The organism is Sphingosinicella sp. (genome assembly GCF_052387495.1).
Lineage (GTDB): Bacteria > Pseudomonadota > Alphaproteobacteria > Sphingomonadales > Sphingomonadaceae > Allosphingosinicella.
The window spans coordinates 1-6,019 of record NZ_JBQTJC010000102.1 but is presented as its reverse complement, the minus strand read 5'-3'; the positions used below and the strand labels follow the sequence as shown (position 1 = coordinate 6,019).

At 67.8% G+C, this 6,019-nt stretch carries 5 protein-coding genes and 1 pseudogene; all 6 read right to left on the bottom strand.

The genetic code is table 11. The features are described 5' to 3' along the window. Positions 1-243: 243 nt before the first annotated feature. Entirely contained in the window at positions 244-1,056 is an 813-nt protein-coding gene (locus tag ACT4N8_RS05820; protein ID WP_444857192.1) for a sterol desaturase family protein, read from the bottom strand. A 194-nt stretch (positions 1,057-1,250) separates the two neighbouring features. Next, positions 1,251-2,045 carry an NTP transferase domain-containing protein gene (locus ACT4N8_RS05815; protein WP_444857191.1) on the bottom strand — a complete coding sequence of 265 codons (795 nt, stop codon included), beginning with the start codon at positions 2,043-2,045 and terminating at the stop codon, positions 1,251-1,253. Between the two features lie 28 nt (positions 2,046-2,073). Further along, positions 2,074-3,474 carry an MmgE/PrpD family protein gene (locus ACT4N8_RS05810; protein WP_444857190.1) on the bottom strand — a complete coding sequence of 467 codons (1,401 nt, stop codon included), beginning with the start codon at positions 3,472-3,474 and terminating at the stop codon, positions 2,074-2,076. A 10-nt stretch (positions 3,475-3,484) separates the two neighbouring features. Then, positions 3,485-4,489 (bottom strand): lipopolysaccharide biosynthesis protein, encoded by a 1,005-nt coding sequence (locus ACT4N8_RS05805; RefSeq protein ID WP_444857189.1) that lies wholly within the window; start codon positions 4,487-4,489, stop codon positions 3,485-3,487. 72 nt (positions 4,490-4,561) lie between these two features. Next, on the bottom strand, positions 4,562-5,005 hold the full coding sequence (locus tag ACT4N8_RS05800; RefSeq protein WP_444857188.1) for a hypothetical protein: 444 nt from the start codon (positions 5,003-5,005) through the stop codon (positions 4,562-4,564). Then, positions 5,002-5,994 (bottom strand): annotated as a pseudogene (gene lptG, locus ACT4N8_RS05795) (LPS export ABC transporter permease LptG). The gene ACT4N8_RS05800 and the pseudogene lptG overlap by 4 nt, the downstream one beginning before the upstream one ends. Positions 5,995-6,019 lie beyond the last annotated feature (25 nt).

Sequence of the window (6,019 nt, the reverse complement as noted above, 5' to 3'; positions counted from 1 at the left end):
CGAGGCCATCCGGACGAGCTCGCCCGGGCCGTCTACGAGCACGATCTCGAGGCCCGGGCGGTCGCCTTCAAGAAGGCCAATCCGGCGCATTTCGCCACCGGCTTTCGCGCCTGGCTGCCCTGGCTCGGGCTGCTGCTCGGCGCCCTCGCCCTGATCGGCGTCGCGCACATGATCTGACGGAGCCCCCGGCGCTCCGGCGCCGGGGGGACCCACTTATGTTCCGACTGCTCGATCGGGTGTTTGTCAGCCCCGATCCCGCTGCCGCGGATGCCCCGTCGCCACGCCGCCCGACAGTTCCGCCACATAGGGATATTCCCGCGCCACCTCGGGCGTGTAGCCGAGGTTGAACACGGTCGGGCTCTTCTCGGGGCGCTCGGGGCGGTCGTACCAGGTGTTGAAAACCTTGTCCCAGAAGAAGGTGGTGATCCCGTAATTGCCGTTCTCGTCGTGGAAATGGTGCGCCATGTGGCGGCGCTTCATCTCGGCGAGCCGCTTGTTCTTGGGCTTGTAGGCGAGATGCTGGACGCAGTGGACGAATTCGTAGACGCAGGTGGTGACGAGCCCGGTCGCCAGCGCCGCGAAGCCGCCGCCCCAGGCCGCCTGGCTGGCCCAGCCGCCCCACAGGCTGCCGATCGCGAAGCCCAAGGGAAAGACGCCGAGCGCGATCGTCGGCAGCGTCGTGTGGAGCGCGCCGAACAGGACCTCGAGGTGGTTGGGGTCCTGGTGATGGTCGTAATGGATCCGCTTCCAGGTCCGCGCCGCCCATTTGTGGCGCCACATCCAGCGGCTGTGCAGGACGTAGCGGTGGATCAGATACCAGAAGAGCGGGTAGGCGAGGCTCGCGGCGGCGACGCTGGCGAGCGTCACGGCGAGCGGCGCCGGCCGCCAGACCCAGCCCGCGACGCTGGCAATGGCGAGCGTCAGATAGGCGATGATCGCCGGGTATTGGAAATAGGCGATGACGAGCTCGCGCAGGGTCATCTTGTCGAGATGATGCTCGCGTCGCCAGAAGGAGGGGCGCAGAGTTTGGGCGGTCTTCACGTCGGTTCTTCCAATGTCCTTGTAACGCGCCGCGGCCCCTCAGGGGAGCGCTTTTCCGCGCGCATATCGGGCATGGTCATGGAATTGCAATAAGGCGGTTTTTGGGCGGTGCGGCGACGCGTGCCGCGATTCAGGCCTGTTCGCGCGCGGCGGCGAGGCGGCTGGCGAGGTCCCGGTCGGCCTACCGGTCGTCGCGGCTGCGGTACCGTTCAGCTCGTTTCCCGGGCCCGGATGATGCGGTTGGCAAGGTCCCGGTCGACCGGGCGGTCGACGTCGATCGGCGCTTCCGCGAAGGGCATCAGCACCGGCGCGGTCCGCACCCCCACCGTCCGCGACAACGCCTTCAGCACCGTCCGCAGCGTGAACAGCCGGCTCTTGTAGAGCAGAAAGGCGAACATCCCGAACGCCCCGATCAACCGCCGCGGCTTCTTGCCGAACTGACCGCCCGAATTGAACACGCGCGGCGCCTCCAACGCTCTCTCGTTCAAGAGGGCGTAGATGTTGCAGCTCGAAAAGGCACCGTCGCGGAAGCGGTGGAATGCGCGGTTCCCTTCCGGATATTTCTCGAGCACGTAGGAAGCGGGGGTCAGGCCGAGCGCGGCATCCTCCCTCACGTCGTCGAGCGCATCACAGAAATAGCGGACCATCTCGGCCGTGTGCAGGGCGTTGTCGCCGGTCGTGATGACGAGCGGGAGCATCTCCTCGCTCGCCACGGCGGCGACGCTGGCGCCGATATTCTCGCGGCTCGGGGCATATTCGAGCGACTCCGAGCCCGGCAGCGACGCGAGAATCGCCTTGGCTTCCTCCAACGCCTCGGCCTCGATCGCGACGATCGTGCTTCCGATGCGGCCTGACTCCAGCACCGCGCGCACGACCCGGCGTAGCATCGGCTCGCCGGCGATATCGATGAAGCATTTGTGGCTGACCCCGCCAGCTTGCGCGAGCGGATCGAGATTGCCGCGGCTGGCGGCGAGCACCAGCGCGGTGTAGCTTTTGTCCCCCATGCGAATTTCCTAGCGCCGCGCGCTGCACTTAGGAAGGGAAGGGCCCGGCGAGCGGCGCCATGAGCGGCGTAATGTTCGGCAATTGTGGTATTTTTGCCAGCGCTACGCGCAGTGCGTCGTGGGATTCGGCGCCCAACAGGCCGGCGGCGCATCCGTCCAGCTTCGCCCAGACCTGATCTAGCGTGAACGGCGCCGCGAGGCTGCCGGCGGGCATGGCCACCGCCATCTCGAGCTTCCGACCGTCCGCCAGCTGCACGTGCACCTCGGTCGGGAACTCTCCCTCGGCCTTGTCGACCGGATGGCGGTGGATGCGGGGATAGAGCGCGCTGATTTCGGGGCGGCGGGCCGCCTCATCGGTGAAGTCGGCGAGCGTGCAATTGCCCGTGGCGAGCGCGCAGGCGACGCCATATTCCAGGCTGAACTTGGCTTGCAGCGCGTCCCGCGGATTCTCGTACATCAAGTTGTTGAGATGCGAGACGGGAGCATAGATATCGACGCTATTCACCTCATCTAGCACGAAATTATAGGATTGTTTCAATGTTAAAATACCGTCCATCGCCCGGTGTGCGGAGCCGCAATTGGGGAAGCGTTTCACGCGAAAGCCGCTGGATAGGATAAGCAGCGGGTCGCCAATGGACTGCGTTTCGAACCGCAGATTCTGACCGTGCTCCACATGGGTCAGCGTGTCGCGCAGCTGCTTGTAGTCAGGGCCGACCATCAATCGGTTCATTCCTGTCGGGCCGTCCAGCGTATCTAGCCCGGCGTCGATCCCTTCCCGCGCGAGACCGGCCGCGAGCACGCCCGACTTGGCCGCGAGACCGGCGTGGAGCGGCTTGGCCATCGTGCCGAATTGCGACATGAAGCCGGCCGCCATGCTGGTCGCCATCGAGACGGCATGACCGGCGCGTTGCGCGTCGAGCTGCAGCAGTCGGGCGCATGCGGCGGCGGCGCCGATCGCGCCGACCGTAGCGGTAGCGTGCCAGCCGCGGTTGCGATGCGCGGGATTCACGCCCTGACCAACGCGACCCAGGATCTGCAGGCCGGCGATATAGGCATCGATGCAGGCAGCGCCGCTCACGCCTTCCGCTTCGGCAAGGGCGAGGATGGCGGGCGCGAGCACGGCGGTGGCGTGCGCCTTGGCCGGATCGAAATTGTCGTCGAAATCGAGCGCGTGAGCGGCTGTCCCGTTGACCAAAGCGTCCCAGGGAGGGGCCAGGGACGCGCCGAATCCAATCGCGGTCGAAGGCCCCGTCCCCCAGCCCTTGACGGTGGCGAAGACGCGCCGCGTGACCGGCTCGACCGCGCCGGGAATCATCACGCCGATCACATCGATGAACTGGCGGTGCGCGGCCTCCCGCGCCGCTTCGGGCCAGTCGTCGGGCGCCTCAGCAAGCCAGGCGCCGTAGGCGAGAACGGGATTGGTCTCCATGGCCGGCTCCTTAGACCAGCCGCAGCTGGCGCGACAGGCCGCCCAAAGCGAGCCGGTCCTCGCGGGTCAGGCCATAGCGAAGCGCGAGCCACGACGTGATCGCCCAAGCCGTCATGTTGAGCGAGAAGCGCGTCGGGCCTCCGAAGAGATGCTCGATCAGCGCCATGGCGCCGACGCCGGCCAGCGCCACGCCGAGTCCCTGCACGAGCTTGCGGTCGAACGGGATCAGCCGGTCGCTGATCTGGAGCTCGACCGCGGCGGCATAGGTCGAGGCGACGATCGCGACCGAAACCGCGATCGCCATGCCCCAGGCCTCGTGCGTCGGTACGAGCAGAACGGCCAGGACGAACCAGAGCAGCACCGCGATCAGGCTGTTGAGCAGCGGCAATGCACGATGGCCGATCATCTCGACGATCGTACCGGCCGGGCCGGCGATCGCCTCGGCGGCGCGGGCGGCGCAGAGCAGCCCGAGCAGAGGCAGCGCCGCCATCGCCTCGCTCTTGTAGACGCTGAGCACGTCGGCGCCGGTGAAAGTCATCAGCCCGGCGAGCGGGACGACCAAAGCGGTCGAGACTCGGGCGGCGAAATGGTAGAGTGGCTCGATCTGCTTGCGATCGGCATGCGCCTGCGCCGAGGACAAGGGCGCCAGCACATATTGGAAGGACTGGCGGACGATATAGGGCACGGTCGAGAGCTTGCGCGCGATCTCGAACAGGCCCGCCGCCTGCGCGCCGCGCGCGCCGGGGAGCATCAGGTTGATCAGCAGCGGCGGCGCGTCGATCAGCGCCCGCCGCGCGACATTCGACGGGAGCAACGCGATGCCCGAGAGGAGCAGATCCCTCGCGAGCCGGCCCGGAATGCGGGCGCGGGCCAGCCGGCCGAGGTCGTAATAGCGGGCGAGCAGCGGCAGACAGAGCAGCGCCGTGAGCAACAGCGAGGAGAGGTGGGCGGCCATCAGCCCGACGCTCTGGAAGCCGAGCAGGAAGAAGCCGAGCGCGAATAGCACGCGCGCCAATTGCTCCCACAGGATTCGGAGGCGGATCTCAGGACCGAAGGCGCGGCGGGCACGGGCCGCCGAGGTCGCGACCTAGAAGCAGGTCCAGAGCGGCAATGCCCCGACGAACGTTGCGATGGCGCCGGGCAGGCGCGCTTCGTCTTCCGGCGCCGCCGAGAATATCCCCGCGATCGTTTCCGCGTTGAGCGAGACGAGCAGTGCCACCAGCGCGGCCGGAATCACGGTGGCAAGCAAAGCGAGCTTGACCGCGCCGTGCGCCCGCTCCTCGTCGCTGGTCGGCACGATCCGCTGCAGCGCCGCGGTCATCGACAGGTCGAGCAGGTTGGTGAGCAGGCTGATCGCGCCCCAGAGCACGACGTAGATCCCATAGCCGGCGAGGCCGAACAGGGCGATGTAGATGGGCTGGGCGATCGCCTCGATGAAGGCGCCGGCGCGCGACAGGCCGGCGAGGAAGGCGCCGCGCGCGACCTCGCCGCGGGTGACCGCAGGCTCGGCCGGCGGCGTCGGCTCGCTCACTCCTCGGTCCGGATCAACACCGCCTCGCCGACCAGCATGAAGAGAACGAATGGCCCCCAGGCGGCGAGCAAGGGCGAATAGGCGCCGAAATTGCCCATCGCGAGGGCGAAATTGTCGGCGACGAAATAAGCGAAGCCGAGCGCCATGCCGATCACCGCCCGGGCGAAGAGCGCGCCTGAGCGGGCGAGGCCGAAGGCGGCGACGGCGGCGAGCAGGGGCATGAGGATCGACGACATCGGGCTCGCGATCTTGCGCCAGAGGTTTGCCTCGAGCGATTCCGTCGGGCGGTCGACCGCGCGAAGCTCGGCGATCGAGCGACGCAGGGTCCAGAAATCCTCCTCGTCGGGATCGACGCGGGCAAGGGTGAACTGATCGGGGCGGATATCGGGGCCGAAGGTGAGGCTGGCGAGGCGCCCCTGCTGCCCCGTGTCGACGCTGAAGGCGGCAACGTTGCGCAGCAGCCAGCCGCCGGCGGCGCGCGCGCCGCTCTCCGCTTCGATGATGCGGCGCAGCGTCCCGCCCTCGCGCTCGTAGATGGTGACGCCGGCAAGGCGAACCTCATCCCCCCCGCCGCTGACCCGGCGGACGAAGATGAGGTCGTCGCGGTGGATCAGGGCGACGTCGCTCTGGCCTCCGCTCGCCTGCGGCACATTTTGCCATTCGGCGGATTCCCAGGCGTCGAGCGCTGCAGTGGCGCGGGTGACGACGCGCTCGTTGAAGGCGAAATGGAGCAGGGCGACCAGGATGGCGGAGAGGATGAGCGGCGCGATGATCTGGTGCGCCGAGATGCCAGCCGCCTACATCGAGACGCTCGCGCTATGCTGCTTGAGCGTCGCGAGCGTGATCAGGGTGCCGAGCAGCACCGAGAAGGGCAGGAACCTGTTGACGAGCTGCGGCAGCCGCAGGCTGACATAGCGCCAGAGCTCCGCATCGCCATTGCCCGGGACGGCGAGAATCTCGCCCGAATTGCCGAGCAGGTCGAGCGTCATCAGGATGACGACCAAGGCCGCCAGC